This window comes from Sphingopyxis macrogoltabida (genome assembly GCF_001307295.1).
GTDB lineage: Bacteria > Pseudomonadota > Alphaproteobacteria > Sphingomonadales > Sphingomonadaceae > Sphingopyxis > Sphingopyxis macrogoltabida_B.
Map to the genome: position 1 here is coordinate 835,878 of NZ_CP012700.1, position 26,428 is coordinate 862,305.

The following is a 26,428-nucleotide window of genomic DNA, read 5'->3' on the forward strand; positions in this document are numbered from 1 at the left end:
ACCGTTGCGGCTCCGGCATTTGTCTGGCAGGATAATCGACAGGCGGAAGAATAACGCTGATATTCTTGCCTGCTCTTCTGGGAAAATGATAAGGATACGCTCTCATGTCGGATCAAGCCGATACTTCTGAAATGCTTGTGACGTTGACCGCCGACATTGTCGCGGCGCACGTCAGCAACAACAGCGTCGCGATCTCCGATCTCGCGGTACTGATCAACAATGTCCACGCCGCGCTCTCCAACCTCGGTCATCAGGAAGTTCCGGAGGAAAAGCCGGTGCCTGCGGTTTCGATCCGTTCGTCGGTGAAGCCCGATCACATCGTCTGCCTCGAGGATGGCAAGAAACTGAAGATGCTGCGTCGCCACCTGATGACGCATTACGGCATGACCCCCGACGACTATCGCGCCAAATGGGGCCTGCCCGCCGACTATCCGATGGTCGCGCCGAACTATGCCGAGCGCCGCCGCGCGCTGGCGAAGGAAATCGGCCTCGGGACCAAGGGCCGCGGTGGCGGCCGCAAGCGCAAGAAGGCCTGAGCCGCACGATCATCTGGCCCCATGCGGGCAGGGAAGGGCGGGACCAGACGGTGCCGCCCTTGTCCTATCGGCGGTGCGACCCTATACAGTTCGCAGAACAAAGACATGGCTGCATATTGCAGGAAAGGCCAGCATGACCGGTTCCATCGACCTCGAAGCCCTGTGCCACGAAAAGGGGCTGCGCATCACCGAGCAGCGCCGCATCATTGCCCGCGTGATCTCCGATTCAGAGGATCATCCGGACGTCGAAACGCTGTACGAACGCGCGTCGAAGATCGACAGCGGCATCTCGATCGCCACCGTTTACCGCACCGTCCGCCTGTTCGAAGAAGCGGGCATCCTCGACCGCCACGATTTCGGTGACGGCCGCTCGCGTTACGAAGCGGCGCCCGAGGCGCATCACGACCATCTGATCGACGTCGAAACGGGCAAGGTGATCGAATTCGTCGATCCCGAGCTCGAGGCGCTGCAAAAGGTGATCGCCGAACGGCTGGGCTTCCGCCTCGTCGACCATCGCATGGAGCTTTATGGTGTCTCCCTCGATCGCAAGCGCGACTGATCGCGCCTCGATCACCTGGCGCTCGGTCGCGCGCCTGACCCTGATGGTCCTGGCGCTGCTGTTCCTGATCGTCCCGCATCTTTGCTATCGCGCCGTCGGGCGCCCGTCGCCGATGGTGATGGCGTTCCTCAACGCCGTCGGCTGGATCGCCGGACTGCGCGTCCGCACCACCGGCACCCGGCTCCGCCGCAACGTGCTGTTCGCCGCCAATCATCTGAGCTGGCTCGATATCCTCGCGCTCGGCGGCGCGGCGCGCTCGGCCTTCGTGTCGAAGGCGGAGGTCGAGGATGTGCCGCTCGTCGGCTGGCTCGCCGACCAGAACCACACGATTTACGTACAGCGCGAGGCGCGGCGCGACATCCATGCCCAGACCGACAGCCTGCGCGGTGCGCTGGCGCGCGGGCGCCCGGTGACGCTGTTTCCTGAAGGCACCACCGGGCCCGGCGACGGGTTGCTGCCGTTTCGTGGCTCGCTGTTCCAGGCGGTCGTCCCGCCGCCGCCGAACCTGCGCATCCAGCCCGTCTTCCTTGACTATGGCGACGAAGCGACCGCCATCGCCTGGCAGGATCCCGAATCGGGCCTCGACAATTTCAAGCGGCTGATCGCGCGCAAGCGGTCGATCCCGCTGACCATCCACTATCTCGACCCGCTGCCCGCCGAGGTGATGCACGATCGCAAGGCGATCAGCGAGGCGGCGCGCGCCGCAATCGCCCGCCGCATGGCCGAGGTCGGCCGCCCTTCCGCCGCCGCGCTGCATCGCCTATAGCGCGCCGATGAAGTCCGACTCTCCCCAAAATCCTCCCAAGACCTTCCACGTCAAATCCTTCGGCTGTCAGATGAACGTCTATGACGGCGAGCGCATGGCCGAGATGCTGGGTGCCGAGGGTTATGTCGCCGCGGCTGAGGGCGCCGACGCCGACCTGGTTGTGCTCAACACCTGCCACATCCGCGAAAAGGCGGCCGAGAAAGTCTATTCGGACATCGGCCGGCTGAAGCGTGCCGACGGCAGCCGCCCGACGATCGCCGTCGCCGGCTGCGTCGCGCAGGCCGAGGGCGCCGAAATCGCGCGCCGCGCGCCGAGCGTCGACGTCGTCGTCGGCCCGCAAGCATATCACCGCCTGCCCGACCTGATCGCGCGCGCCGCGAAGGGCGAGAAGGCTGTCGATCTCGACATGCCGGCCGAGAGCAAGTTCGGCGCCCTGCCGAAGCGCGCCGGCGGCCAGCGCCCGACCGCTTTCCTGACCGTGCAGGAAGGCTGCGACAAATTCTGCACCTATTGCGTCGTCCCCTATACGCGCGGCGCGGAGATCAGCCGGCCCTTCGCCGACCTGATCGCCGAGGCGCGCGCGCTGGTTGCGGGCGGCGTCCGCGAGATCACCCTGCTCGGGCAGAACGTCAACGCCTGGGACGGCGAAGACGAGAAGGGCAGGGCGATCGGCCTCGACGGGCTGATCCGCGAACTCGCCCGCGAGGACGGGCTCGAACGCATCCGCTATACCACCAGCCATCCGAACGACATGACCGAGGGGCTGATCGCCGCGCATGGCGAGGTCGACAAGCTGATGCCCTTCCTTCACCTGCCGGTGCAGGCGGGCAGCGACCGCATCCTTGCCGCGATGAACCGCAGCCATTCGGTCGACAGCTATTTGAAGGTCATCGAGCGCGTCCGCGCCGCGCGTCCCGACACCGCCATTTCGGGCGATTTCATCGTCGGCTTCCCCGGCGAGACCGAAGAGGATTTTCAGGCGACGCTCGATATCGTCCGCGCCACCAATTACGCGATGGCGTACAGCTTCAAATATTCGCGTCGCCCCGGCACGCCCGCCGCGACGATGGGCGACCAGATCGACGAAGCGGTAATGAACGACCGTCTCCAGCGGCTGCAGGCCTTGCTCAACGAACAACAGCACGCCTTCAACGCGGCGACCGTCGGCCGCACGACGCGCCTGCTGCTCGAACGCAAGGGCAAGCTCGAAGGTCAGCTCATCGGCAAGTCGCCTTGGCTCCAGTCGGTGCATGTCATCGCGCCGGGGCTCAAGATCGGCGACATGATCGATGTTCGCATCGTCTCGGCCGGGGCCAACAGCGTCGGGGCCGAAGCCCTGATGGAAGAGGTCGCCTAGTGCGACTGGCGCGGTGTGTCTCCGCGAAGACACACTCGGCCTCCTTCCGTCGTATTCGCAGCCTGCAAGTCATGGACTCCCATCATGGCGGGAGTACAGTCATGTCATCGATCGAAGGAGCCTTGCCCATATGTCCAAACGCCCGCTGACTGCCTCCACCCCCGCCGAACCCGGCGACCGCGTCCGACTGACGGCGGAATTTGAGCGAACGCAGCTTTTGGGCCTCCTCTTCGGCGAATTCGACCGCAACCTCGTCGCCATCGAAAACCGCCTCGGCGTCTATATTTCAGCGCGCGGCAACCGCGTCCAGATCGAGGGTGAGGCCGAGGCCGCGGCGCGCGCCCGCGACGTGCTCACCGAACTCTATAACCGCATCGAACAGGGGCAGGAGGTCGACGCGGGACTAGTCGACGGGGTGATCGCGATGTCGGCGCAGCCGACGCTCGCCGGCATCATCCGCCACGACAAGGACGAAGCGCCGACGGTGATGATCCGCACGCGCAAGAAGACCATCGTCCCGCGCGCGCCGTCGCAGGTCCCCTATATGCAGGCGCTCGCCCGCGACGACATCATCTTCGCGCTCGGCCCGGCGGGGACGGGCAAGACCTATCTCGCTGTCGCACAGGCGGTGGCGCAGCTCATCACCGGCAGCGTCCAGCGCCTCATCCTGTCGCGTCCCGCGGTCGAAGCGGGGGAGAAGCTCGGCTTCCTGCCTGGCGACATGAAGGAAAAGGTCGATCCCTATCTGCGCCCGCTCTACGATGCGCTCCACGACTGCCTGCCCGCCGAACAGGTCGAGCGGCGCATCGCATCGGGCGAGATCGAGATTGCGCCGCTCGCCTTCATGCGGGGCCGCACGCTCGCTGACGCCTTCATCATCCTCGACGAGGCGCAGAACACGACCATCCCGCAGATGAAGATGTTCCTCACCCGCTTCGGCATGAACAGCCGCATGGTGATCTGCGGCGACCCCAAGCAGGTGGATCTGCCGCTCCCCGCCAGCTCGGGCCTCGCCGATGCGGTCGGGCGCCTTGAGGGGGTCGAGGGCATCAACGTCAGCTATTTCACCAGCGCCGACGTCGTCCGTCATCCGATCGTCGGGCGGATCGTCGATGCCTATGAAGGGCCGGGGGCGTAGAGGGGATAGACGGCCCCATTTTTGTCGTCACCCCGGACTTGATCCGGGGTCCATGATTTCGGCGCCGCGGTGGATCCCGGATCAAGTCCGGGATGACGATACAAAGGGGGAGTATCCGTTCCTAACTCCCGACCTTCTTGAATGTCACCGGCGTGGCGTTTCCGCCGGGCGCGATTTCGCGCGTGCCCTTGCGCACGGTGCCGTCGGGCCAGCGCACCTGATAGACGAAGCGGCCCGAGATGTTCCTGGTGACGCCGGTCTCGACCTCGTTCCATTTGCAGGCAAAGCGGTCCCACGGATCGGGCTGCTTGCGGACGCAAACTTTGAAGGCGAAGGCGCTGATCATCCACAATTGGCCGGCCGGAGGCTCGGTGCGGAATTTGACGCCGGGGGCAGGCGGCGAGCGGACCGCACCCAACCGCGGACGGCTTGGCGCGGCCATCGGCGGCGGCGTGCAGTCGCGATATTCGAAAACCGGAGGCAAAGGCGCCTTGGCGCCGGCGCGTGCGGCCTCCAGCGCTTCGGCCAGCGACGTATAGGGATCGCCGTTCGTCTCCCTGTCTTCCGCTCTGGCGATCGATTCGCGTTCGAAAGCCAGCAGCGGTTCGGCATAGATGCTGGCCGGGTAATGCATCCGGCGCAGCTCGGCCTGCAGCCGTGCGGTTTCCAGCGCGACATAGCCATAGCGTTCCAGCAGCGGATCGGACGTCTCGCCCCCCGGCCGTTCGACATCGCAAGCAACCAGATTATAGGATTGTTCGGGCGTCGCGGGCAGGTCGCTCGCCGGCCGCGGGAATTCGGCGACCTGTGCCTCGGCCGCGATGCGGATGTCGTAATAGCCGCCGGGGTACCAGGACTGCTGCGGCACATCGGCTTCCAGCGCCTTCATGGCTGCACCGTCATCGGCCGTGGCGTCCTGCGCCACGGCAACGGACGGGCTTGCCAGCATCAGCAGCGCCGCAATCGTCCGGCCGCCCATCGTCAGCTTCCGACTTTCTTGAAGGTCACCACGGCCGCGACCGCCTCATCTTCGTAATTGGGAACGATGTCGCGGGTTCCCTTGCGCACCGCCCCGTCGGGCCATTTGACCTGATAGACATAGCGGCCGGAAAGCTGCTTCTCGACGCCGGTTTCGATCTCGTTCCACTTGCAGGCGAAGCGATCCCACGGGTCGGGTCTCTTGCGGGTGCAAACCTTGAACGCGAAGGTGTTGATCAGCAGCACCTTGCCCTGCGGCGGCACCGTCTTGACGATGACGCTGCTCCCTTCGCCGGCGCCGCAACCGCCGTCGGCGAGCACTTTCGGCAGCTTCGGCGCCAGCCGCTCGCGGTTCGCCTCGACCGCCTTGGCGAGCAGGAAATAGGGGTCGTTATAGGTTTCGCTTTCGTCCATGCCGGCGTCGGCCGGGGGTGCGGCCTCCATCGACGCAGCATCCGCTGCCGCATCGGTAGCAACCTCCGCGACCGCTGCGTCGGCAGCGGCGTTCGCTTCCATCGCCATCGCGTCGCTCATTTCGGCTTCGGACACGGGTTCGGGTGCGGTTTTGGCCTCTTCGATCTTCGCCTTCTCGAACTCCAGCAGCGGTCCGGCATAAACCGCGAGCGGATATTTCATCCGCTCGAACTCGCCGCGCAGCCGCGCGACCTCGAGCGCCACCGGGCCATAGCGCGCGGTCAGCGGGTCGGTTTCGTCGAGGCTGACATATTCGGCGTTGCAGTCGATGACGTCGTAATAGGGTGGCTGCCCATCGCCCCAGTCCATCGTCAGCGTCTCGCGCGGGAAATCGGCGACCTGCCCCTCGGCGGCGATGCGGATGTCGTAATAGCCGTCGGGGTACCAGCTTTGCGGCGGCACCCGCGTTTCGATCGCTTTGAGCCCCGCGGCATCGATCGGTTCCTTCGCGGTCGCCGTCACCGGAGACGCCACCGCAGCCAGCAGCATCAGCATCTTTGCCTTGTGCATATCAACCCTCCTGTTTCAGCCGCCGCGGGCCGCCCATCCATCCCGCCACCAGCAGCGCTGCCACCGCCGCCGCAAGCGCCCATGCGCTGCCGAGCATCAGCTTCACCCGCCCGATCGACGCGGCCGTCCACAGCATCGCCGGATCATAGGCCGCATCGGCGAGCGCGTCGGACGGCAGGTCGGGGCATTCGGCCGCGAACACCAGCTTCGCGTCAGGCGTACACTCGGTGCCGCGCACCAGCGGCGCGCCATTTTCACCGGCGATGACATAGGCGCTGCGCGTCCAGCCATATCCCGCTGCCGCCGCGAGCAACAGCGCGAGCAGCACGCCGCGCACCCAGCCTCTGGTCCATAGTTTTGCGCCGCCGGCGGCAATCGCCCCTACGGGGATTGCGATGGCGAGCAGTGCGGCGAGCCAGCCGACCGGCGATTCCGGCGGAGCCAGCCCGCCCAGCCAGGCGGCGAGCAGCAGCAGCGCCAGCACCGCGCCGCTCGCGCCCGCGCGGACCAGCGCGTTGTTCCAGCTCACGCTTTTCGTGCCGCGCGCCTTGCGCGGGATATAATCGCCGCGGCCTGCCGCGCCGTTCACCAACTGGCCGACGACATCGCACAGCCGGACGATATGGTCCTCGACCGGCGGCGACAGCGCGTCGAGCCAGTGCGGGACGCTCATGAAATATTCGAGGCTGCGTTCGGGCAGCACATCCTCGATGCGAAAGGGGATGATCGGCAGGCCCAGGTGCACCGCGCGCTCGACCTCGCGCAGGATCTGCGGCGACGCATTGGCGTTCTGCGAAAAGACCAGCACGAACACGGCCGATTCCTTCAGCCCGTCGATGATCGCCTCGCCCCACGATGCGCCGGGCAGGATGTCGCGCGGCGCGATCCAGCAGCGATGCCCGCGCTCCTCCAGCAGCGCACACACCATGTTTGCGACGGTGCGGTCCTTCGACGAATAGCTGATGAAAACCTGTGCCGGCATGGCTATCCCCCGGTGCGCATCATGGCGCGCGCGGAAGGGAAGGGCAATTGGGGATTGGAGTAAGGAAGGTCCGGTTTCGGCCGATAGCGGACATGCAGTCCTCCCTGTCGCATAGCGATGGGGAGGTGGCAGCCGCGTAACGGCTAACGGAAGCGCTCGCTGCGCTCGCCGCCCTTCCATCACCCTTCGGGCGGTCCCCTCCCCACGGCTGCGCCGCAGGGAAGCAGCAACGTCCGCTCCTCACCTTAAAGCGGTCGTCACCGGGTATCGCGTGCCATCAAAATGATTTGCTAACCCGGCACTGCCAACATCCCTCCGACACTGTATTGGATGGCAGATGCCCTTTCAGAGCCAAGAGAATAGCAGCGCGGCGCTGGAGCCACGGGCCGCCTTAGCGATCCCCCTTCAGGCGGCCTGGTTGCCCTTGCTTTTCGTCGCCCTGCACGGTGCGCTGCTGGTCGTCGGCGGGCGCCATGCATGGCTTGTCTCGCTCGTCTTTCTAATCCTCGCCCCGCTGATGGCCGGTGCAGCCTGCATCTATCGGGCGCGGCACGGCGGCTTCGCGCGCGGCTGGATCGCGCTGGCGATCGCCATGCTGCTGTGGGCCGGCGGCATGGCGGGCAATTTGTTCAGCGGGCTGGTGCTCGATAGCTGGTCGGGCGTCGGCGCGCTCAGCATGCTGCTGTTCATCCTCTATGGCGTGCCGATCATCCTCGTCCTCGCCGTTCCCGAACGCGAACCCTGGCCGGTCCGGCTGATCGATGCCGGCCTGGCGCTCGCCCTCGGCTATCTCTTCTTCCGGCACACGTTCGCGCTGGCGTCGCTGGCGGATGCGAGCTTGTCGAATATCGTCAAGCTGCGGCTGATGTTCGATATCGAAAATCTCTATATCTTCGCTTTCGCGTTGATCCGCTTCCTGGCGAGCGCCAATCCCGCGCAGCGCGCCTTTTTCGGCGGCCTTTCCGTCTATGCCGCGCTTTATCTGGTGACGGCCGCTTTCATCAATCATCTGCATTCGGACGTCTACTATGGTCAGTGGCCCGATCTGGTGATCGGACTGCCGTTCCTGATCCTTGCAGGACTCGCGCTGGCCGACAGGGGCGGCGCGTCGATGCCTGTATCGCTCCGTTTCGGGCGGGCCGTGCGAGTCGGCGGCCCGCTCATGCTTCCTGCGGCTTTGCTCACCGTCTCGGCGGTGCTGGTTGGCGCCCAACCGCTCCATGCGATTGCCGGCTGCGCCGCGGCGATTCTCGGCTATGGCATGCGCACGATCTGGGTGCAGGTTCGCAGTCTCGATGCGCACGACCGGCTCGAGCATCTTGCCCGTGTCGATCAGCTGACCGGGCTGGGCAACCGGCGGCAGTTCGACGAAAGTCTGCGCCGCGAATGGCTGCGCGCGCAGCGGACGGGGCAGGGGCTTGCGCTGCTGATGATCGACATCGATCATTTCAAATTGCTCAACGACAGCTTCGGTCATCCGGTCGGCGATCGCCGGTTGCACGAGGTCGCGCAGGCGCTCGCCGGTTGCGCAACGCGCGGCGTCGATACGGTCGCGCGCTATGGGGGCGAGGAGTTCGCCGCGATCCTGCCCGGCGCGACGCCGCAGCACGCGCGCATGCTTGCCGAAACGATGCGCGCGGCGGTTGCACGGCTGGAGCTGCCGTCGCCTGCGCCTCTCGGCTATGTCACCGTGAGCATCGGTATCGGCCATATCGATCAGGTCGCGGACGGCGACGTTGCCGTGCTGGCGGCAGCCGCCGACGCGGCGCTCTATGAAGCGAAACAGAGCGGCCGCAACCGGTCGATGACGCACGCCGCGACCGGTTAGGTATCGCCGCCTGGGCGTTTACGCCTTCGCCTTGCCCTCGACGCTCCAGATCCCGGCGCCGTGCGTCGCGATGAACAGGAAGATGAAGCAATAAAGCGCGATCGTTTCGCCGCCGTTGACGATCGGGAAGGCGCCCTGGCTGCCGTGCGCGACCAATAGCCGACTGCGGACATGCCGCTGGCGAGGAAGGCCGCCGGGCGTGTGAACAGGCCGATGACGATCAATCCCCCCGCGACCAGCTCGATTGCCCCCGCGGCATAGAGCATCGGATTGAGCGGCATCGGGAAAGCCGCCGGAAAATTGAAGAATTTCTGCACGCCATGCGCCAGGAACAGCAGCCCGGCGACGATGCGCAGGAGCGCATAGGCCTGTGCGCCATAACCATCGAGAAATTTCATGATCGCTCCCCCTCATTCCGGTTGTCGAGGCGGGTAGGCTAACGAAATTTTCGGCGAAGGCGAATTTTTTCGCGGCCCATGTCACATCGACCGATCCTGTCTCGTCATGTCTGCACAACCCCAGCAAAGGAGCATGACATGACCCGGATAACCGACCCCTTCGCCGCCTCGCCGCAGTTGATGAAACAGTGGATGGCGGTGTCGCTTGCCGCGCAGAACAGCCTCGAACCGAGCCTGATCGAACTCGTCAAGATCCGCTCGTCGATCCTCAACGGCTGCGCCAACTGCATCAACATGCACAGCGTCGAAGCGCGCGCCAAAGGCGAAACCGAACAGCGCATCTACCTGCTTGCCGCGTGGCACGAAGCGCCCGTCTATACCGATCGCGAGCGCGCGGCGCTGGCGTGGACCGACGCCTTGACCCGCCTGTCGCAAGGGCACACACAGAAGGACGCCCGCGCCGCGCTCGATGCGCATTTCACGCCGGAGGAACAGATGAACCTCACCGTGATGATCAACGTCATCAACGGCTGGAACCGCATCGCGGTCGGCTTCGACCTCTGGTACGAAGGCGGCGCGCCCGCAAAGGCCGCCTGATGACGGGCGAAAGCGTCCACGGCGAGGCGGGGGCGGCGGAGGCAGCGGCGAGTTTCGATCCGCTGCGCCCGCTCCTCATCCGCGTCGCCTATCGCATGCTCGGCTCGGTCGCCGATGCCGAGGATGTGGTGCAGGATGCCTTCCTCCGCTGGCTCGGCACCGACCGCAGCGAGGTGCGCGAGCCGGCCGCCTTCCTCCGGCGGACGGTGACACGGCTTTGCCTCGACCAGCTCAAGTCGGCGCGCCGCACCCGCGAGACCTATGTCGGTCCCTGGCTGCCCGATCCGCTCGTCGAGGAAGAGGAAGCCGACGACGTCACGCTGCCGCTGATGCTCGCGCTCGAACGCCTGTCGCCGCTCGAACGCGCGGCGTTCCTCCTGCACGACGTCTTCGGTGTCGGTTTCGACGAGGTCGGGGCGACGATCGGCCGCGACGCCGCCGCGACGCGCCAACTCGCGGCGCGCGCCCGCAGCCACGTCCGCGAGGCGCGGCCGCGCTACAAGCTCGAGAAAGAGCAGGGGATGGAAATCGCCAACGCCTTTTTCGCCGCGTCGCGCAGCGGCGACATGAGCGCGCTCGGCGCGCTGCTCGCCGCCGATGTCGGCATGTGGGCCGACGGCGGCGGCAAGCGTCCCGCCGCGATGGGACCGGTGCTTGGCTTCGACACGGTGCTGAAGCTTCACCGCAGCCTTGCGGTGCTGTTCGGCAAATATGGCTCGACGCTCGTCCACTTGGGGCTGATCAACGGCCTGCCGGGATTCGTGACGCGCGAGGCCGATGGCGAATTGCAGACGACGGCGCTCGAGATCGAAGACGGCAAGGTCACCGGCATCTATGTGATGCGCAATCCCGACAAGCTCAAACACATGCATTAAGCGTGGTCGCCATTTACTGAATCGTCATCCCGGCGAAGGCCGGGATCTCACCGATGCGTCAGGGCGATATGGCCGGATCCCGGCCTTCGCCGGGATGACAAGATAAGGAGGGTCATGCTTCAATCTAACCCGACTACGCTCGTCGCCGTGCAATTTCGTTCGACGATTTCGCCTAAACACTCTTTCCCTGCGCGTCGGACGGTGCTAACCGGAGGTCAGCGAACGAGTCCCCGGTCGACAGGGGGCGGGCAAGGGGTGAGTGATGTTGAGCTACGCGCGATTGCTGGAAGCGAACAATGCGATCCAGACACTGGGCGACGATACCTATTGGCTGTGCGTGACGCGGACGGTGCAGGAATCGAAACTGTTCCCCGTGCCGTCCTATATGCTGCTGTCCTATCTCTGCTGCTTCTATCGCTATCCCGAGCTGCTGCGAAAGGTCGAGGCGAAGATGCCGGCCGAGGAAATCGGCGACCGCGCGCGTGCAATGGGCGGCAAGTTCGGCAATTTGCCGGGCTGGGGCCTGCCGACCTTCTATCTGCTCGGCCGCGAGATGCTGATCAACTTCGGCATGCTCGATCCCGCCGATGCCGCGGAAGATGTCGCCTATGTCATGGCCTTCTGGCGCCGCTTCAAACTCGCGCAACAGCGCGAGGACGGCCACCTCAATGCGCGCGAATTTGGCCAGCGCGTGCAATTGCTGCCCGAACGCCGCGTCCAGCGCTTCCACGCCGACCTGCACGCCTGCGCGGTGGGCGACCGGTTGCACAAGGCGGCGCAGGCATTCCTCGCCACCGTGTCGCAATATGGTTTTCTCGTGTCGTGCGAGAGCCGCGTGTCGCTCAACAACAACGGCCCCTATAACCTCGGCGACGGCCGCGAGCTCATCGTTCGCGAATTCACCGACCTCGCCGAGGGCGACTATCCGTGGCTCGACGGGATCGCGGGCGACATTCCCTACAATAACCTGACCGTCACGATGGAGGCGACGGGGTGCCATTTCTATCTGATGGACGATTGGGGCAGCTTTGAATCGCGTCCCGAATTCACCGCCGACAAGCTGACCGGCGTCGGTCTCTATACCTCCGACGTGCTGTCGGAAGGTTTCGTGCCCGTCGGCATGGGCTCGGCCGACGAACTCGCCGGCACATTCGAGGAACTGACCGAGAAGGTGCGCGTCGCGACCGTCGCGCTGTGGAAGCGCGTCGCGGGCTGGAGCCGCGACCAGATGATGGACGCCGGAGCGCTCGTCTATTTCTCGATGGCGAAGGATTTCGCGCACATCGCCGGAGTCTATGACGTCAATGACTGGATGACGATCGACCCGCGCGCCGACCGCTTCCGCCCCTTGCTCAACGACGAGTTCGGGCGCGATTTCCTGGGCGAACTGGTCGGCCTTGTCGACCTGCCGAGCCAGCGGATCAGCGACTATGCGATGATGCAGCACAACAACAATCCGGTCCGCTATATCTCGCAGATACCGTATAGCGTCCTCGGCCGCGACGGCGCGGCGCCGGAGCTGGCGCCGATCGGCGAGGGCGTCACCCATCTCGGCGCCAAGGCCGACCGTTATACGACGACTGCCGGGGCGTTGACGCTGACCGAATATAATGCGCGCGCCGCGGCGTTCGTGCCGCGGCAGATGGCGCCCGATTATCGTTTCCTGTGCGACACGACGGTCAAATATCGCAGCGACGACCCCGCGGTACAGGCGATGTACCGCGACGAGCAGCAGGGGTCGCGGCTCGCCGGCAAGGGGGCGGGCCTGAGCCGCGCCGACATCGAAGCCTTGCGGGGAGCAGGTCAATGAGCGCCGCCGATCGTACCGCCGAACTCGAGCAACTGATCGCCGAGTTCGAGAAGTCGGGGCTGCGCGAACTGCACGTCGTGCGCGACGGCGTCGAAATCTATCTGTCGAACGACGCCGGCAGCATCGGGCTCAGCACGGGAGCGTCTGCCGCCCCCGCACCCTCATCGCCAGTCTCCCCTGCCGCCGCCGGTACGGTACCCCCGTCGCCGGCGGCGGACTCTTTGCCTGCGGCAGAGACATGGCCCGAAGGTGCAGAGATCGTGCGGGCGCCCTATCTCGGCACCTTCTATCGCGCGCCGAAGCCCGGTTCGCCAGCCTATGTCGAGGTCGGCAGCGCGGTGACCGCGGAATCGGAACTCTGCCTCGTCGAGGTGATGAAATTGTTCACGACCGTCCGTGCCTGCAGCGATGGCATCGTCCACGCCATCCTGTCGGCCGACGGCGCGCTGGTCGAAGCCGACCAGCCGCTGTTCGTGATCGTGAAGGGCTGACCGATGGCGATCGCCCGCCTGTTCATTGCCAACCGCGGCGAGATCGCGCTGCGCGTCGCGCGCGCCGCGCAGGCGCTGAATATCGAGACCGTGCTGGGTGTGTCTGAAGCCGACCGCGACAGCGCCGCGGCGCGGCTGGTCGACCGCACCATCGTGCTGGGGCCCGGTCCCGCGGCGCGCAGCTATCTCGATGCGAAACTCGTCGTACAGGCGGCGAAGGCGACCGGCTGCGACGCGCTCCACCCGGGCTATGGCTTCCTCTCCGAGCGCGCGATGTTCGCGCAGCTCTGCGAGGATCATGGCATTATCTTCGTCGGGCCGCAGCCGGACATCATCGACGCGCTCGGCGACAAGCTGCGTGCGCGCGAAATGGCGTCGGCGGCCGGGGTGCCGCTGGTCCCCGGCAGCGGCGAGATCGGCAGCGCCGCCGACGCGCGGCGCATCGCCGACGAAATCGGCTATCCGGTGCTGCTGAAGGCCGCGGCGGGCGGCGGCGGACGCGGCATGGTGATCGCGAACAACGGCGAAGAGGTCGAGGCGGGTTACGGGCGCGCGAGCGCCGAGGCGCTGGCGGCGTTCAACGACGGCACTTTGTTCATGGAGCGCTTCGTTCCCGAGGCGCGCCACGTCGAGGTGCAGTTGATCGGCGACGGGCAGGGCAAGGTCGTCCATTTCGGCGAGCGCGATTGTTCGGTGCAGCGCCGCTACCAGAAATTGATCGAGGAAGCGCCGAGCGTCGCCATGCCCGACAGCCTGCGCGCGGCGCTGCACAAGGCGGCGGTAGATCTGGCCGCGAGCGTCGATTATCGCAACGCCGGGACGGTCGAATTCCTGTACGACGTGATGCGGCAGGAGGTCTATTTCATCGAGGTCAACGCGCGCATCCAGGTCGAGCATCCGGTCAGCGAAATGGTGAGCGGCGTCGATCTGGTGCAGCAGCAGCTTCGCGTCGCGGGCGGGCAGGGGCTGTCGATGGCGCAGGACGATGTCGTGCTGTCGGGTCATGCGATCGAATGCCGCATCAATGCCGAGGATGCGGCGCGCGGTTTCACCCCCGTTCCCGGCACGATCACCCGCTGGGCGCCGCCCGAAGGCGAGGGCATCCGGCTCGACAGCCATATGAGCAGCGGCGCCGCGATCCCGCCCTTCTATGACTCGATGGTCGGCAAGCTGATCGTCCATGGCAAGGACCGCGCCGAGGCGGTGTCGCGGCTGACCGACGCGCTCGACGATTTCACCGTCGAAGGCGTGCCGACGACGATCGACCTCCACCGGCAGATCGTCCGCCATCCCGATTTTATCGCCAACGCTTTCCATACGCGCTGGCTCGAACAAGTGATGCTCGCCGAACCGGCGATCGCAGCGGAGTAGCCGATGGCGCACATCAAATTTCTCGACGAAACCTGCCGCGACGGCCAGCAGAGCCTGTGGGGCATGCGAATGCAGGCGGGGCAGGCCTATCCGGCGCTGCCGACGATCGACCAGACCGGCTATTCGACGATCAGCCTTGCCGGGTCGTCGCTGTTCGAAGTGCTCGTCCGCCATTGCCAGGAGGATCCCTGGGCGGGGTTCGACCTGATGATGAGCCAGATCAAGAATACCCCGGTGCGCGGCGGCATCCGCTCGAACGGGTCGGTGACCTTCGGTTTCACGCCGCAGGTCTTGATGGACCTCTGGATGGAGCGGCTCTGCGTCCACGGGGTGCGGAGCTGGTGGATTTACGACGTGCTGTTCAACATCGACAAGATGACGCGGCTCGCCAAGCTGTCGAAGAAATATGACTGCAAGGTCGCGGCGACGATGCTGTTCACCCTGTCGCCGGTGCACGACGATGCCTTCTGGGCCGACAAGGCCGACAAGCTCTCGGCGATCCCCGAAGTCGACAGCCTGCTGCTCTACGACACGGGCGGCGTGCTCGACCGCGACCGGATCAAGACGCTCGTTCCCGCGATCGTCGCCAATGCGCGCGGCAAGCCGGTCGAGATGCATTCGAACAATATGCTGGGGCAATCGGCCAAGGCCTATTGCGACGCCGTCGAATATGGCGTGACCGTGCTCCACACCGCCGCGCGGTCGATGGCGAACGGCCCGTCGATCCCGTCGATCGACATCATGGTCAAGAATATGGAGGCGCTCGGCCACACGCACGACATTGATGTGTCGAAACTGCAGCCGGTGTCCGAGCATTTCCGCAAGGTGGCGAAGACCGCGGGTTATCTCCACGACCAGCATTATGAATATGATGTCACCTCGCTGACCACCCAGATCCCCGGCGGGATGATGGGGACGCTGCGCAATCAGCTCATCCAGCAGAATATGCTCGACATGCTGCCGCAGGTGCTGGGCGAGGTGGCGGCGGTGCGCCGCGAGCTGGGCTATCCCGGCATGGCGACGCCCTTCGCGCAGCTCGTCGGCACGCTCGCGGTGCTCAATATCGTCACCGGCAAGCGCTATGGCGCGATCCCCGACGAGGTGATCCAATATGCCGCCGGCTATTATGGCGAGCCGCCGGCGCCGATCGATCCGGACGTCATGGACCGCATCGCCGCGGCGCCGCGCGCCAAGGAAATCTTCGGCAATCCGCCGCCCGAGCCGACGCTGGAAGATCTGAAACGCCAGCACGGTACCGAGGACGAGGACGAACTGATCCTGCGCGCGCTGGTCCCCGCGTCGGACATCGTCCGCATGCGCGCGGCGGGACCGCTGAAGCGCGATTATCCGACGCTCTCGTCGCCCGAGATGGAGCAGGTGCGGCGGCTGATGCAGGTCGCGAATACGCCGTTCGTGCAGATCAAGTCGGCCGAACTCGATCTCGTCATGCGGCGCTGACACGCGATGCGGATGATCGACTATTTCGATCGCGGCGCGCGGATGGCGCATGACAAGCCGTGCATGATCGCCGGCGAGAACATGCGGACCTACGCCGAAGTGTCGGCGCGCAGCCATGCCATCGCGCGCGCGCTGATCGCCGACGGCTTCGCGGCCGGGGCGCATGCGGCCGTGCTGAGCGGCAATGCGATGGTCGCGTTCGAAGCGATCCTCGGCATCCTCCGCGCCGACGGCGTGTGGGTGATGGCGAACAACCGCGCCGCGGTGGGCGAAAATGCTTATCTGCTGGGCCTGCTCGACGTCGATACTTTGTTCGTCCATTCGGAGGTCGCCGACCGCATCGCGACCTTTCGCGCCGAATGCCCCAACATCCGCCGCTATGTCGCGCTCGATCTGCCCTTCGCCGAGGCCGACCTGTTTGTGGGCGATATGCTCGACGGTTCCGGCGACCCCGCGCCGCAGCGGCGCTCGGGGCATGAGGACGAGCTCGCTTTCCTCGGCAACACCGGCGGGACGACGGGGCGACCGAAGGGCGTGATGCTCTCGAACCGCAACTGGCAGGCGCTGGTGTCGAGCCTCGTCGCGTCGATGCCGATGAAAGTACCACCGGTGAATCTCGTCGCCGCGCCGATGACCCACGCGGCGGGGCCACTCGCGCTCGCCAGCATGGCGCTGGGCGGGACGGTGGTCGTGCTGCCGAAATTCGATCCGCCCGCCGTGGTCGCGGCGATCGAGAAACATCGCGTAACCTATATGTTCCTGCCGCCGACCGCGATCTACATGCTGCTCGCCGAGCCGAGCGTGCGGACCGCCGACCTCTCCAGCCTCGAATATATCAGCTATGCCGGAGCGCCGATGTCGCTCGACCGGCTCAAGGAAGCGATTGCCGTGCTGGGGCCGGTGATGAACGCGAGCTTCGGGCAGACCGAGGCGCCGATGTGCGTCACCGCGATGCCGCCGCACGAGCATCTGAATGCCGACGGCGACCTTGCGCATCCGGGGAGCTGCGGCCGCGCCAACCTGCTGTCGATCGTCGAGATCATGGACGAGGAGGGCAACATCCTGCCGCCCGGCGAACGCGGCGAGATCGTCGTGCGCGGGCCGCTGGTGATGGCGGGCTATTACAAGAACCCGGAGGCGACGGCCGAAGTGTCCACCTTTGGCTGGCACCATACCGGCGACATCGGGGTGCGCGACGCGGACGGCTGGTTCTATGTCGTCGACCGCAAGAAGGACATGATCATCTCGGGTGGGTTCAACATCTACCCGGCCGAGGTCGAACAGGCGATTCTCGCGCATCCCGATGTCCAGGATTGCGCGGTGATTGGCGTGCCCGACGACAAATGGGGTGAGGCGGTGGTCGCGGTGGTCGAACCGCGCGCGGGGGCGAGCGTCGATGTCGACGCGCTGCTGGCATCGGCGCGCGAAGCGCTGGGGCCGGTGAAGACGCCCAAGGCGATCGAGGTCGTCGCGGCGCTGCCGCGCAGCAATGCGGGCAAGGTGCTGCGCGCCGAACTGCGCCGCGAACGCTGGACGGCGGCGGGGAGGGCGATCTGATGCGCGATGCGGTGATCCTCGGCGTCGGCATGACGCCGTTCGGCCGCCATCTCGACAAGAGCCACGAGCAACTCACGCAATGGGCGGTGCGCGAGGCGCTGGCCGACAGCGGGGTGCCGCCGGGCGAGATCGACATGGCGGTCTATGCCAATGTGATTCAGGGATTTTTTGCCGGCGAAATGTCGATCCCCGGCGAATATGCGCTGCGCCCGCTCGGCATTTCGGGGGTGCGCGGTTTCCATGTCGAGGCGGCGTGCGCCAGCTCGACCGTCGGGCTGCACGTCGCGGTCGATTATGTCCGCGCGGGGCTCGCCGACTGCGTGCTCGTCGTCGGGGTCGAGAAGCTCTATTCGGACGACCGCGCCAAGAAGTTTGCGGTGTTCCAGCAGCCGCGCGACCTTGTCGAAGCCGAAGCCTATCTGGCCAAAACTGCGAACTTGCTCGCGCCGGTGCCGCCGGGCGGCGAGAGCGTCAGTCCCAATATTCTGATGCAGGCCTATGCCGCGCAGGCGCGGCTTCATATTGCCACCTATGGCTCGACCCAGCGCCAGATCGCGGCGGTCGCTGCCAAGGATCATGGCCATTCGGTGCACAATCCATTGAGCCAGTATCGCAAGCCGATGTCGGTCGACGAGGTGCTTGCGGCACCGACGGTGGCGTGGCCGCTGACCAATCCGATGTGCGCGCCGATCAGCGACGGCGCGGCGGCGGCGATCGTGTGCAGCGCCGACTGGGCAAGGCGCTTTCCCGATGCGCGCGCGGTGCGCGTGCTGGCAGCGGAATCGCAGACCGGGAGCGAACGCGCGCCCGACGATTATGCCAACCATGTCACGCGCATCGTCGGCGCGCGCGCTTATGAAAAGGCGAGCGTCGGTCCGAAGGATATCGACATCGCCGAGGTTCACGACGCCAGCTCGATCGGCGAGATGATCCAGACCGAAGCGCTCGGCCTCTGCGCGCCCGGTGAGGCGGGCATCGCCGCCGAACGCGGCGAGACGGCGCTTGGCGGGCGCATTCCGGTCAATGTGTCGGGCGGGCTGGTGTCGAAGGGGCATCCGCTCGGCGCGACCGGGCTGGGGCAGATTTTCGAACTGGTCACGCATTTGCGGGGAGATGCGGGTACGCGGCAGGTCGAAGGCGCACGCATCGCGATCGCGGAGAACAGTGGCGGCTTTTACGGGGTCGAGGATGGCATGTCGGCGGTGACGATATTGGCGCGTTGATGGCCTGACGAAATTTTGCTGTCCTACATTGCACCGCCGTTATAGCGTTGCGCGATGATCCGCTTGATCCTTCTCCCTGTCGCCTCCGACGCGCGCAAAACGCCATTTCAGTGTGAAGTTGCGCAGTTTTCTGCCGTTTTTTCTCGCGGCCTCGCTGCGTGCTGAGCGTCGAAACCCATGCCGCGACGCCGTGGCCCGATGCGCTCGACTGGGAGGTGCGCGCCGGAGAGGCGGCGGCTGCGGCGCTCGCACTTACGCCCTATGCATCGCTCGTCAACGCCGCGCCGCTTGTCGAGATTTCGGTGCGCCTGACCGACGATAGCGAAGTACACGCGCTTAACCGCGATTTCCGCGGCAAGGACAAGCCGACCAACGTATTGTCTTTCCCTCAGGTGCAGGACGACCTGCTCGAAGGGCTGGCGAACAGCGACGATGGCGAAATCCTGCTCGGCGACATCGTGCTGGCGCGCGAAACCTGCGCGCGCGAGGCGGAAGAGAAGGGAATTCCGCTCGTCGATCATGCAACGCACCTGATCGTCCACGGCACGCTCCACCTCGTCGGTTACGATCATATGGACGATACGAGCGCGGCGGCGATGGAGGCGCTGGAAGTGAAAGCGCTTGCATCGCTGGGCATCGCCAATCCATATGCAGAGCAGGATTAACAGGGAAAAGCCAATATATGCCCGACGACCAGGGGTCTTCGAACCGATCGGAAGAGGACAGTAGTAAATCCGGACTGTTGTCCGGGCTGAAGAACCTGTTGTTCCGCGGCGACAAGGAGCCGTCGCTGCGCGAACAGATCGAAGACGTCATCGACGAGGCCGAGGAGGAAGGCCAGGAGCGGCGCGGGAGCAGCATCGTCGGGGACCTGTCGCCGATCGAGCGCAAGATGCTGCGCAACCTCCTCCATTTCGGCGAGCAGACGGTCGACGACGTCGCTGTGCCGCGCGCCGACATCATCGCCATTCCCGAAAGCGCGACCTTCGTTGAGGCGGTCGCGCTGTTTGCCGAAGCGGGGCACAGCCGCCTGCCCATCTATCGCGAGACGCTCGACGAGGTCGTCGGCATGATCCACGTCAAGGATGTCTTCGCGGTGATGGCCGAGGGGCGGACGCCGCCGCCGCTGCTCGACCTGATCCGCCAGCCGCTCTATGTGCCGCAGTCGATGGGCGTGCTCGACCTGCTCGCCGAAATGCGCGCCAAACGGACCCACCTCGCCATCGTCATCGACGAATATTCGGGCACCGAAGGACTGCTGACGATCGAGGATCTGGTCGAGGAAATCGTCGGCGAGATCGAGGACGAGCATGACGACGAACCCGAACCCCTGATCGTCGCGGGCGAACAGGGGTGCTGGGAGGCCGACGCGCGCGCCGAACTCGACGATATCGGCGAGGCGATCGACCCGCGGCTCGCCGAGGTCGACGAGGATGTCGACACGCTCGGCGGCCTCGCTGCTGTGCTTGCGGGCCATGTCCCCGAGGTCGGCGAAATATTGCTCCACCCGAGCGGCTGGCGGATCGAGGTGACCGAGGCCGACGAGCGCCGCGTCCATCACCTGCGCCTCCATCCGCCGGTCGAGGTCGACCTCGAAGCGCCGCCGGAACGGCCGGAGGATTATTGATCGGGGAGGGCGGACGCCTGCGCCCGATTGCCTTTGAGCCCTGATCGGACTAGCTGAGGCCGGATGGACGTTTCGGACCTTCGCATCGCCCTCTTCAGCGGCAATTACAACATGACGGTCGATGGCGCGAACAAGGCGCTGAACCGCCTCGTCGGCTATCTTCTGTCACAGGGGGCGGCGGTGCGCGTCTATTCGCCGACCGTTGCCAACCCTGATTTCGAACCGACCGGCGACTTGGTAAGCGTGCCGTCGATGGCGATCCCGAACCGCCCCGAATATCGCATCCCGCTCCATTTCTCGTCGCGGGTTCGGGAGGATATCACCCGGTTCGCCCCGAACATCCTCCATATCTCCAGCCCCGACCGGGTGTCGCGGCAGGCGGCGGCATGGGCACGGCGGCGGCGGATTCCGGTCGCCTGTTCGGTGCACACGCGCTTCGAAACCTATTTCCGCTACTACAACCTGTCCTTCCTCGAACCGGTCATCGTTGCCTGGCTGCGCAAGCTGTATCGCAAGTGCGACGCGCTGATCGCCCCGTCGGAAAGCTTCGCCCAGGTGCTGCGCCAGCAGCGGATGAACTACGATATCGGCATCTGGACGCGCGGGGTCGAGCGCGATGTGTTCAACCCCGGACGCCGCGACATGACCTGGCGCCGCTCGTGGGGGATGGCCGACGACGTCCCGGCTATCGCCTTCCTCGGGCGGCTGGTGATGGAAAAGGGGCTTGATGTCTTCGCCGATGCGATCGACCAGCTCGGCCGCCGCGGCGTCCCGCACGAGGTCGTCGTGATCGGCGAGGGGCCGGCTGGCGACTGGTTCGAATCGCGGCTGCCGCGCGCCAAGTTCGTCGGCTTCCAGGGCGGCGACAACCTCGCCCGCGCGCTGGCGTCGTGCGACATGCTGTTCAATCCTTCGGTTACCGAGACCTTTGGCAATGTCACGCTTGAGGCAATGGCGTGCGGGCTTCCGGTCGTCGCCGCACGCGCCACGGGCAGCGCGAGCATCGTCAAGCACGGCCAGACCGGCTATCTCGTGACGCCGGGATCGATCACCAGCTTTGCCGACGATCTCGAACGCTATTGCCGCGACCCTGCCCTGCGCGCGGCGCATGGCGCGGCGGCGCTGCAGGAGAGCGCAACCTATCAGTGGGATGCAATCAACCAGACGGTCGCCGACACCTATTTGCGGCTGATCCGTCAGAAACAGCGGCACGGGGGCTGAGCCCGCGATGGCCGGCGACCTGTTTGGCGAGGACGCGCCTGCAGAGCAGGGCGGCGGCGCGACGGGGGCGGTGCCGCTCGCTGAACGCCTGCGCCCGCGCGCCCTGGCCGACGTCGTCGGGCAGGAGCATCTGACCGGCCCCGAGGGGACGATCGGACGGATGGTTGCGGCGGGGCAATTGTCGTCGATCATTCTCTGGGGGCCGCCGGGGACGGGCAAGACGACGATCGCGCGGCTGTTGGCCGAGGCGGTCGGCATGCGCTTCGCGCCGCTGTCGGCGGTCTTTTCGGGCGTCGCCGACCTGCGGCAAGCCTTCGCCGATGCCGAGAAGATGGCGGCGGCGGGCAAGCGCACCCTGCTTTTCGTCGACGAAATTCACCGCTTCAATCGCGCGCAGCAGGACGGTTTCCTGCCCTATGTCGAACGCGGCACGGTGGTGCTCGTCGGCGCGACGACCGAGAATCCCAGCTTCGCGCTCAACGCCGCGCTGCTGTCGCGCGCGCAGGTGCTGGTGCTCCACCGCCTCGACGAGGCAGCGCTGGCGACACTGGTCGAGCGTGCCGAGGCCGAGGTCGGCCGGGCGCTGCCGGTCACCGACGATGCGCGGGGGTCGCTGATCGCCAGCGCCGACGGCGACGGGCGTTTCCTGCTCAATCAGGTCGAAACGCTGTTTTCGGCCGCGATCGATACGCCGCTCGATCCGGCTGAACTGGCGCAGTTCCTCCATCGCCGCATGCCCGTCTACGACAAGGATCGCGACGGGCACTACAATCTGATCTCGGCGCTCCACAAGGCGCTGCGCGGGTCGGATCCGCAGGCGGCGCTTTACTATATGGCGCGTATGCTCGTCGCGGGTGAGGAGCCGCTCTACGTGCTGCGGCGGCTTGTTCGCTTCGCGAGCGAAGACGTCGGCCTCGCCGACCCGCAGGCGCTCGTGCAATGCCTCGCCGCGAAGGACGCCTATCAGTTCCTCGGCTCGCCCGAAGGCGAACTCGCGATCGTGCAGGCGTGCCTCTATCTCGCGACCGCACCCAAATCCAACGCCGCCTATGCCGCGCAAAAGGCGGCCTTTGCTTCGGCGCGTGACACCGGGTCGCTCGCGCCGCCCGCCAATATCCTCAACGCGCCGACCAAGCTGATGAAGGATCTCGGCTATGGTGCAGGCTATGAATATGACCATGATGCCGAGGGCGGGTTCTCGGGCGCCGATTACTGGCCCGAAGGCATGGGCGCGCAAATCTATTACCGGCCGACCGACCGCGGGTTCGAAAAGCGCATTGCCGAGCGGATCGCCTGGTGGGACGAGCAGCGGCGGGTAAAGGGCGGATAATGGTGCCGAAATTCGACAGTTGGGACGACGTGGTGCGCTTTGCCTGCACCTTGCCCGACGTCGAGATGCTGCCCTTTTACGGTACGCCCTGTCCCAAGCTCAACGGCAAGGCGCTGGCATCGCCCGGGCGCGAGGCGGGAAGTTTTGCCGTGATGTGCAAGCCGGACGAGAAGGACATCCTGCTCGAAACCGATCCCGCCACTTTCTGGCAGACGCCGCATTACGAAGGCTGGCATGCGCTGCTCGTCCGCTTCGGATCCGACGATCCCGAACGTATCGCCAACGTCATCCGCCGCGCCTGGTGGGACCGGGCCAAGAAGGCGCAGCGGCAGACCTTTGGCGAGCGGCCCTGAGTTTACATATTCAGCGTACCCGTGCCCCTGCGAAGGCAGGGGTCCATCTCCCACCGCGTCGTCATTCAGCACGCTCGATGAAAAACGATATGACAGGCGATGGGCCCCTGCCTTCGCAGGGGCACAGGGGAAGGCAAATCAATTCTGCCGAACGAAGTTTACCCCGGATAACGCTCGAACGCCGGCATCTGGTCCAGCTTTTCCATCCAGCCGATGCGTTCGGCGGTCTGGATCTGCACCTGTGCCGGGATCAGGTCGGGATCGTCGAGCGTCGCGGTCTGGACGTCGATCTGGCCGGGAAAGATTGCTTCATTGGTATAGAAAAGTCCTGTGCCGCAGTTGCCGCAAAAATGGCGGCGGCCATGTTCGGATGAGGCATAGACCGTCGGCTCGCCGGTCATTTCGAGTGCGTTGCGGCTGACCAGCCCCCAACCCACCATCGGGGCGCCCGCATGGCGGCGGCAGTCCCGGCAATGGCAAAGGGCGTGGTGCTCGACCGAGGTCGGCATTGAATAACGGATGGCGCCGCAATGGCATTGGCCGGTCGCACGGGCAGCAGAATCACTCATGTCGCTCTCCTCATCTGTTTGGAGAACATATCATAAACATTTCCGCGAAGGCAATTACCCGAAAGGTCAATCGCCGCAGATCAATCGCCGAGATCGACGCCATGCGCGCTCGCCCATTGCTGATACTGGCCGCGCGGGTCGGCAGAGGGCTGCGCGAGGATGGCAGGCATTGCGGCGCGCAGCGCGCCGAGGTCGAGCGAGCGGATCATCGCCTTGACCGGTCCGACGCCTGCGGGAGTGATCGACAGCCGCTCGATCCCGACGCCGAGCAGGGCCATCGCTTCCAAAGGGCGCCCGCCCATTTCGCCGCATACGCCCAGCGCGACCTTGCTGCCCGCGACGATTTTGACGACGCGCGACAGGTAACGCATGACCGTCGGCGACAGCCAATCATAGCGCTCCGCCAGTCGCGGGTGGGCACGGTCGGCGGCGAAGAGGAACTGGGTGAGGTCGTTGGTGCCGATCGACAGGAAGTCGAGGTGCGGCAGCATCAGGTCGAGCGTTTCGACCAATCCCGGAACCTCGAGCATCGCGCCATAGCGGATTGCGACCGGCAACTTCTTGTTGTGGCTTGCGAGCCACGCGCGCTGGCCGACGAACAGGTCGCGCGCCGCTTCATATTCCCACGGTTCGGACACCATCGGGAACATCACATTCAGCGTCCGCCCGGCCGCCGCTTCCATCAGCGCGCGCGCCTGGACCTTGAGCAATCCCTCGCGTTCGAGCGCGAGGCGCAGCGCGCGCCACCCCATCGCCGGATTTTCCTCCAGCGCGGTGTCGGTGTTCATATAGGGCAGCGCCTTGTCGCCGCCGATGTCGACGGTGCGAAAGATCACCGGCCGGTCGCCCGCGGCATCGAGCACGTCGCGATAGAGGCGCTGCTGGCGTTCGCGCGCGGGCAGGGTCGCCGAGACGAGGAACTGGAATTCGGTGCGGAACAGCCCGATGCCGCGTGCCCCGGTCAGGTCCAGCGCCGCAACATCCTCGCGAAGGCCGGCGTTGATCATCAGCTCGATCGGCACGCCGTCCTTCGTCACCGCAGGCAGGTCGCGCAGCGTCGCGAGGTTGGCGCGGCGCTTTTGCGAGATTTCGAGCTTGGCGTCGAAAGCGTCCTGGATCGCCTGCGTCGGGCGGACCTGCAGCGTGCCGGCGCCGGCGTCGATGAGCAGCAGATCGCCTTCGCGGATCGACGTGCGCACGTCGCGGACGCGGCCCAGAACGGGAACTCCCATCGCGCGCGCGACGATGATGACGTGGGCGGTCAGCGATCCTTCCTCGAGCACGACGCCCTTCAGGCGGCGGCGATCATATTCGAGCAGTTCGGCGGGACCGAGGTTGCGCGCGATCAGGATCGAGTCCTGCCGCAGGCCCATTTGCGCGGCGGTGCCCATCTGGCCCGACACGATCCGGATGAGCCGGTTCGACAGATCCTCAAGGTCATGCATGCGGTCGCGCAGCAGCGGGTCGTCGATCTGGCGCATGCGCATCCGGGTGCGCTGCTGGACGCGCTCGATCGCCGCTTCGGCGGTCAGGCCGCTGTCGATTGCTTCGTTGATCCGGCGGGACCAGCCTTCGTCATAGGCGAACATCTTGTAGGTCTCGAGGACCTCTTCATGTTCGCCGCCGACGCCAAACTCGGCCTGGCTGGTCATGCGGTCGATCTGTTCGCGCATCTTGTCGAACGCGGCATAGACGCGGTGGCGTTCCGCCTCGATGTCGTCGGCGACGGTGTGCTCGATGGTGATGCGCGGCTGGTGGAAAACCGCGATCCCTGCGCCCATGCCGTCGACGAGCTTCTGTCCGGCCAGCCGCTGCGCCGACTGGTCGGTCGCTGCGGCGTCGATGCGCGCCGCGGTGTCGACGAGATCGGCGTTGGCGATCAGTTCGGACAGCACCATCGCGACGGTCTGCAGTGTCTCGATCTCGATATCGGCATAGCGGCGCGGGTCGCTGTGCTGGACGCAGAGCACGCCGACGGCGCGCTCGCGGCGGATGATCGGCACGCCGGCAAAGCTGTGGAACAATTCCTCGCCGGTTTCGGGGCGATAGGAAAAGTCGGGATGCGCCGCCGCTTCGTCGAGGTTCAGCGTTTCGATCTGGTCGGCGATCGTGCCGACAAGGCCTTCGCCGAGCGCCAGCCGGGTGACATGTACGGCCTCCTGCTTCAGCCCGCGCGTCGCATAGAGTTCGAGCGAGCCGTCGCGCAGCAGGTAGATCGAGCAGACCTCGCTATCGAGGCATTCGCCGATAATGCCGACGACCTGGTTGAGCTTGCTTTGCGCATTGGTCCGCGCCGCCATGACTTCGTGCAGCCGGGTCAGGATCGTGCGCGCTGACTGGGCGGCGGTCGAGGGCGGGGGTGGGGCGTTGGTCATTGACTCCCTGCTATCAGAAGCAGGGGGTCAACGCCAAGGCCGCAC

The 26,428-nt window shown here is 65.9% G+C and carries 25 protein-coding genes and 1 pseudogene; 19 read left to right on the forward strand and 7 right to left on the reverse strand.

What is annotated here, in order from left to right:
* Nucleotides 1-104: 104 nt before the first annotated feature.
* From AN936_RS03905 to AN936_RS03925, 5 genes are all read left to right on the forward strand, one after another.
* Nucleotides 105-536, forward strand: a complete 432-nt coding sequence (locus tag AN936_RS03905; RefSeq protein ID WP_054586988.1) for a MucR family transcriptional regulator — start codon at nucleotides 105-107, stop codon at nucleotides 534-536.
* Nucleotides 537-669: 133 nt separating this feature from the next.
* Nucleotides 670-1,095: a Fur family transcriptional regulator gene (locus tag AN936_RS03910; RefSeq protein ID WP_054586989.1), complete on the forward strand. Its 426-nt coding sequence runs from the start codon at nucleotides 670-672 to the stop codon at nucleotides 1,093-1,095.
* Entirely contained in the window at nucleotides 1,064-1,861 is a 798-nt protein-coding gene (locus AN936_RS03915; RefSeq protein WP_234715735.1) for a lysophospholipid acyltransferase family protein, read from the forward strand. Before AN936_RS03910 ends, AN936_RS03915 begins: the two co-directional genes overlap by 32 nt.
* Nucleotides 1,862-1,868: 7 nt before the next feature.
* Nucleotides 1,869-3,218 carry a tRNA (N6-isopentenyl adenosine(37)-C2)-methylthiotransferase MiaB gene (gene miaB / locus AN936_RS03920; protein ID WP_054586990.1) on the forward strand — a complete coding sequence of 450 codons (1,350 nt, stop codon included), beginning with the start codon at nucleotides 1,869-1,871 and terminating at the stop codon, nucleotides 3,216-3,218.
* Nucleotides 3,219-3,348: 130 nt separating this feature from the next.
* Nucleotides 3,349-4,356 carry a PhoH family protein gene (locus AN936_RS03925; RefSeq protein WP_054586991.1) on the forward strand — a complete coding sequence of 336 codons (1,008 nt, stop codon included), beginning with the start codon at nucleotides 3,349-3,351 and terminating at the stop codon, nucleotides 4,354-4,356.
* Between the two features lie 121 nt (nucleotides 4,357-4,477).
* Here AN936_RS03925 and AN936_RS03930 read toward each other — a convergent pair whose 3' ends face one another.
* From AN936_RS03930 to AN936_RS03940, 3 genes are read right to left on the reverse strand one after another with little or no spacing between them, the layout of a single operon-like run.
* Nucleotides 4,478-5,335: a hypothetical protein gene (locus AN936_RS03930; protein ID WP_054586992.1), complete on the reverse strand. Its 858-nt coding sequence runs from the start codon at nucleotides 5,333-5,335 to the stop codon at nucleotides 4,478-4,480.
* A gap of 2 nt (nucleotides 5,336-5,337) precedes the next feature.
* Nucleotides 5,338-6,318: a hypothetical protein gene (locus AN936_RS03935; protein WP_054586993.1), complete on the reverse strand. Its 981-nt coding sequence runs from the start codon at nucleotides 6,316-6,318 to the stop codon at nucleotides 5,338-5,340.
* A gap of 1 nt (nucleotide 6,319) precedes the next feature.
* Nucleotides 6,320-7,300: a toll/interleukin-1 receptor domain-containing protein gene (locus AN936_RS03940; protein ID WP_054586994.1), complete on the reverse strand. Its 981-nt coding sequence runs from the start codon at nucleotides 7,298-7,300 to the stop codon at nucleotides 6,320-6,322.
* Nucleotides 7,301-7,718: 418 nt separating this feature from the next.
* On the opposite strand from AN936_RS03940, the gene AN936_RS03945 reads away from it, so the two are divergent.
* The gene (locus AN936_RS03945; protein ID WP_158500040.1) at nucleotides 7,719-9,128 is read left to right on the forward strand and encodes a diguanylate cyclase; all 1,410 of its coding nucleotides are present in this window, start codon (nucleotides 7,719-7,721) and stop codon (nucleotides 9,126-9,128) included.
* Nucleotides 9,129-9,146: 18 nt separating this feature from the next.
* Here AN936_RS03945 and AN936_RS25880 read toward each other — a convergent pair whose 3' ends face one another.
* Together AN936_RS25880 and AN936_RS25885 are read right to left on the reverse strand one after the other, a co-directional pair.
* Nucleotides 9,147-9,284, reverse strand: a complete 138-nt coding sequence (locus AN936_RS25880; RefSeq protein ID WP_234715858.1) for a hypothetical protein — start codon at nucleotides 9,282-9,284, stop codon at nucleotides 9,147-9,149.
* A 65-nt stretch (nucleotides 9,285-9,349) separates the two neighbouring features.
* A pseudogene (locus AN936_RS25885) lies at nucleotides 9,350-9,526 on the reverse strand (DoxX family membrane protein); the annotation flags it as partial.
* 138 nt (nucleotides 9,527-9,664) lie between these two features.
* Between AN936_RS25885 and AN936_RS03955 the strand changes: the two are divergent.
* From AN936_RS03955 to AN936_RS04015, 13 genes are all read left to right on the forward strand, one after another.
* Nucleotides 9,665-10,123, forward strand: a complete 459-nt coding sequence (locus tag AN936_RS03955; RefSeq protein ID WP_054586995.1) for a carboxymuconolactone decarboxylase family protein — start codon at nucleotides 9,665-9,667, stop codon at nucleotides 10,121-10,123.
* Nucleotides 10,123-10,998: a sigma-70 family RNA polymerase sigma factor gene (locus tag AN936_RS03960; RefSeq protein WP_054586996.1), complete on the forward strand. Its 876-nt coding sequence runs from the start codon at nucleotides 10,123-10,125 to the stop codon at nucleotides 10,996-10,998. Before AN936_RS03955 ends, AN936_RS03960 begins: the two co-directional genes overlap by 1 nt.
* A gap of 262 nt (nucleotides 10,999-11,260) precedes the next feature.
* A complete protein-coding gene (locus tag AN936_RS03965) occupies nucleotides 11,261-12,808 on the forward strand; it encodes a hypothetical protein (RefSeq protein ID WP_054586997.1) in 1,548 nt (515 codons plus the stop codon).
* Nucleotides 12,805-13,299, forward strand: a complete 495-nt coding sequence (locus tag AN936_RS03970; protein WP_054586998.1) for an acetyl-CoA carboxylase biotin carboxyl carrier protein — start codon at nucleotides 12,805-12,807, stop codon at nucleotides 13,297-13,299. The genes AN936_RS03965 and AN936_RS03970 overlap by 4 nt, the downstream gene beginning before the upstream one ends.
* Nucleotides 13,300-13,302: 3 nt before the next feature.
* On the forward strand, nucleotides 13,303-14,670 hold the full coding sequence (locus tag AN936_RS03975; protein WP_054586999.1) for an acetyl-CoA carboxylase biotin carboxylase subunit: 1,368 nt from the start codon (nucleotides 13,303-13,305) through the stop codon (nucleotides 14,668-14,670).
* Nucleotides 14,671-14,673: 3 nt separating this feature from the next.
* Entirely contained in the window at nucleotides 14,674-16,128 is a 1,455-nt protein-coding gene (locus tag AN936_RS03980; RefSeq protein ID WP_054587000.1) for a pyruvate carboxylase, read from the forward strand.
* Nucleotides 16,129-16,140: 12 nt separating this feature from the next.
* Nucleotides 16,141-17,685: a class I adenylate-forming enzyme family protein gene (locus AN936_RS03985; RefSeq protein WP_234715736.1), complete on the forward strand. Its 1,545-nt coding sequence runs from the start codon at nucleotides 16,141-16,143 to the stop codon at nucleotides 17,683-17,685.
* Nucleotides 17,685-18,908: a thiolase family protein gene (locus AN936_RS03990; RefSeq protein ID WP_054587002.1), complete on the forward strand. Its 1,224-nt coding sequence runs from the start codon at nucleotides 17,685-17,687 to the stop codon at nucleotides 18,906-18,908. The genes AN936_RS03985 and AN936_RS03990 overlap by 1 nt, the downstream gene beginning before the upstream one ends.
* Nucleotides 18,909-19,066: 158 nt before the next feature.
* Nucleotides 19,067-19,573: an rRNA maturation RNase YbeY gene (gene ybeY / locus AN936_RS03995; RefSeq protein ID WP_054587003.1), complete on the forward strand. Its 507-nt coding sequence runs from the start codon at nucleotides 19,067-19,069 to the stop codon at nucleotides 19,571-19,573.
* Nucleotides 19,574-19,590: 17 nt separating this feature from the next.
* Complete coding sequence (locus tag AN936_RS04000; RefSeq protein WP_054587004.1) at nucleotides 19,591-20,535, forward strand: hemolysin family protein; 945 nt, start codon at nucleotides 19,591-19,593, stop codon at nucleotides 20,533-20,535.
* A 63-nt stretch (nucleotides 20,536-20,598) separates the two neighbouring features.
* Nucleotides 20,599-21,756 (forward strand): glycosyltransferase family 4 protein, encoded by a 1,158-nt coding sequence (locus AN936_RS04005; protein WP_054587005.1) that lies wholly within the window; start codon nucleotides 20,599-20,601, stop codon nucleotides 21,754-21,756.
* A gap of 7 nt (nucleotides 21,757-21,763) precedes the next feature.
* Complete coding sequence (locus AN936_RS04010; protein ID WP_084758161.1) at nucleotides 21,764-23,086, forward strand: replication-associated recombination protein A; 1,323 nt, start codon at nucleotides 21,764-21,766, stop codon at nucleotides 23,084-23,086.
* Nucleotides 23,086-23,439, forward strand: a complete 354-nt coding sequence (locus tag AN936_RS04015; RefSeq protein ID WP_054587006.1) for an MmcQ/YjbR family DNA-binding protein — start codon at nucleotides 23,086-23,088, stop codon at nucleotides 23,437-23,439. Before AN936_RS04010 ends, AN936_RS04015 begins: the two co-directional genes overlap by 1 nt.
* A gap of 158 nt (nucleotides 23,440-23,597) precedes the next feature.
* On the opposite strand, the gene AN936_RS04020 is transcribed toward AN936_RS04015, so the two are convergent.
* Together AN936_RS04020 and ptsP are read right to left on the reverse strand one after the other, a co-directional pair.
* Nucleotides 23,598-24,008, reverse strand: a complete 411-nt coding sequence (locus AN936_RS04020; protein WP_054587007.1) for a GFA family protein — start codon at nucleotides 24,006-24,008, stop codon at nucleotides 23,598-23,600.
* Between the two features lie 80 nt (nucleotides 24,009-24,088).
* On the reverse strand, nucleotides 24,089-26,383 hold the full coding sequence (ptsP, locus tag AN936_RS04025) for a phosphoenolpyruvate--protein phosphotransferase (protein ID WP_054587008.1): 2,295 nt from the start codon (nucleotides 26,381-26,383) through the stop codon (nucleotides 24,089-24,091).
* Nucleotides 26,384-26,428 lie beyond the last annotated feature (45 nt).

Coding starts and splice junctions, on each gene's coding strand:
- AN936_RS03905 (WP_054586988.1), top strand. CDS start 105: ATGTCGGATCAAGCCGATACTTCTGAAATGCTTGTGACGTTGACCGCC.
- AN936_RS03910 (WP_054586989.1), top strand. CDS start 670: ATGACCGGTTCCATCGACCTCGAAGCCCTGTGCCACGAAAAGGGGCTG.
- AN936_RS03915 (WP_234715735.1), top strand. CDS start 1,064: ATGGTGTCTCCCTCGATCGCAAGCGCGACTGATCGCGCCTCGATCACC.
- miaB (WP_054586990.1), top strand. CDS start 1,869: ATGAAGTCCGACTCTCCCCAAAATCCTCCCAAGACCTTCCACGTCAAA.
- AN936_RS03925 (WP_054586991.1), top strand. CDS start 3,349: ATGTCCAAACGCCCGCTGACTGCCTCCACCCCCGCCGAACCCGGCGAC.
- AN936_RS03930 (WP_054586992.1), bottom strand. CDS start 5,335: ATGGGCGGCCGGACGATTGCGGCGCTGCTGATGCTGGCAAGCCCGTCC.
- AN936_RS03935 (WP_054586993.1), bottom strand. CDS start 6,318: ATGCACAAGGCAAAGATGCTGATGCTGCTGGCTGCGGTGGCGTCTCCG.
- AN936_RS03940 (WP_054586994.1), bottom strand. CDS start 7,300: ATGCCGGCACAGGTTTTCATCAGCTATTCGTCGAAGGACCGCACCGTC.
- AN936_RS03955 (WP_054586995.1), top strand. CDS start 9,665: ATGACCCGGATAACCGACCCCTTCGCCGCCTCGCCGCAGTTGATGAAA.
- AN936_RS03960 (WP_054586996.1), top strand. CDS start 10,123: ATGACGGGCGAAAGCGTCCACGGCGAGGCGGGGGCGGCGGAGGCAGCG.
- AN936_RS03965 (WP_054586997.1), top strand. CDS start 11,261: ATGTTGAGCTACGCGCGATTGCTGGAAGCGAACAATGCGATCCAGACA.
- AN936_RS03970 (WP_054586998.1), top strand. CDS start 12,805: ATGAGCGCCGCCGATCGTACCGCCGAACTCGAGCAACTGATCGCCGAG.
- AN936_RS03975 (WP_054586999.1), top strand. CDS start 13,303: ATGGCGATCGCCCGCCTGTTCATTGCCAACCGCGGCGAGATCGCGCTG.
- AN936_RS03980 (WP_054587000.1), top strand. CDS start 14,674: ATGGCGCACATCAAATTTCTCGACGAAACCTGCCGCGACGGCCAGCAG.
- AN936_RS03985 (WP_234715736.1), top strand. CDS start 16,141: ATGATCGACTATTTCGATCGCGGCGCGCGGATGGCGCATGACAAGCCG.
- AN936_RS03990 (WP_054587002.1), top strand. CDS start 17,685: ATGCGCGATGCGGTGATCCTCGGCGTCGGCATGACGCCGTTCGGCCGC.
- AN936_RS04000 (WP_054587004.1), top strand. CDS start 19,591: ATGCCCGACGACCAGGGGTCTTCGAACCGATCGGAAGAGGACAGTAGT.
- AN936_RS04005 (WP_054587005.1), top strand. CDS start 20,599: ATGGACGTTTCGGACCTTCGCATCGCCCTCTTCAGCGGCAATTACAAC.
- AN936_RS04010 (WP_084758161.1), top strand. CDS start 21,764: ATGGCCGGCGACCTGTTTGGCGAGGACGCGCCTGCAGAGCAGGGCGGC.
- AN936_RS04015 (WP_054587006.1), top strand. CDS start 23,086: ATGGTGCCGAAATTCGACAGTTGGGACGACGTGGTGCGCTTTGCCTGC.
- AN936_RS04020 (WP_054587007.1), bottom strand. CDS start 24,008: ATGAGTGATTCTGCTGCCCGTGCGACCGGCCAATGCCATTGCGGCGCC.
- ptsP (WP_054587008.1), bottom strand. CDS start 26,383: ATGACCAACGCCCCACCCCCGCCCTCGACCGCCGCCCAGTCAGCGCGC.